The 954-nt window shown below is 73.6% G+C and carries 2 protein-coding genes; both read right to left on the reverse strand.

Annotated elements, in window-relative coordinates; all coding sequences use genetic code 11:
- The coding region (locus tag AC5LUJ_RS13725; protein WP_493465044.1) for an anti-sigma factor at positions 1–221 on the reverse strand (221 nt) is incomplete at its 3' end.
- On the reverse strand, positions 211–954 hold a 744-nt coding region (sigM, locus tag AC5LUJ_RS13730; protein WP_493465045.1), incomplete at its 5' end, for an RNA polymerase sigma factor SigM. The genes sigM and AC5LUJ_RS13725, both read right to left, overlap by 11 nt.

Below are 954 nucleotides of genomic sequence, written 5' to 3' on the forward strand. Positions count from 1 at the left end.
TCCTGCTCGCTGACCAGGGCGGCGTACAGCCTGGTCGCGACGTCCTCCGGCATGGTCACCGAGGCCAGCGCGGCGAGGTCGTGACGCACCCGGCGCAGCGCCGCCACGGTTTCGCCGCACTGCGGGCAGCCGCGGACGTGGAGTTCCACGACGGACGCCGAAAGGTCCCCACCGGCGTAGGCATCGAGGTGCTCCACATCCGGATGCCGATCAGCGGTCATCGCCGACACCTCCTCCGACCACTCCGGACGTATTGACGTGCCTGCTCTGACTGACGGAATCGAGCGGCGCAGGGTTCCCGGGACGCAGGTAGTCGAGCATTACAGCCAGCTTCGCGCGTCCCCGCGCGCAGCGGCTTTTCACCGTGCCCACCGGGACCGCGAGCAGTTCGGAGGCATCCGCGACCGACCAGCCCTGGATGTCGACGAGTATCACCGCCAGCCGCAGTGGTTCCGGAAGCCGGCGCAGCGCGGATTCGACGGCCAGCCGCGTCTCACCTTCGACGATCGCGTCACGCGGTTCGGCCGGCTCGTCGCCGCCGCGGCCACTGCCACCACCGTCGTGACCGTCGTCGCCGCCGGTGAGCAGCGGGACCTGCGGGCGGGCCGCGCGCCGGCGCAGCCGGTCCAGGCAGGCGTTGACGACGATGCGGTGCAGCCAGGTGGACACCGACGCCTCGCCGCGGAAGGCCGCGGCGCCCCGGTAGGCCGACAGCATCGCCTCCTGGACGGCGTCAGCGGCGTCCTCCCGGTCCCGCAGCATGCCCAGCGCCACCGCCCACGCGCGGCCGCTGTGGGCTCGTACCAGCTCGGTGAAGGCGTCCGGGTCCCCGTCGGCATGCCGGCGGAGCAGGTCCCTGTCCCGCTCCGCCGGTGCCACCGGGAGGGCCGCCGCGTTCACCGCGTTCACCGGGCCGGCCGGGGAGACTGGGCCGGCTGGGGGGACTGGGCCGGC

This window comes from Protofrankia sp. CiP1_Cm_nod3, assembly GCF_982290655.1.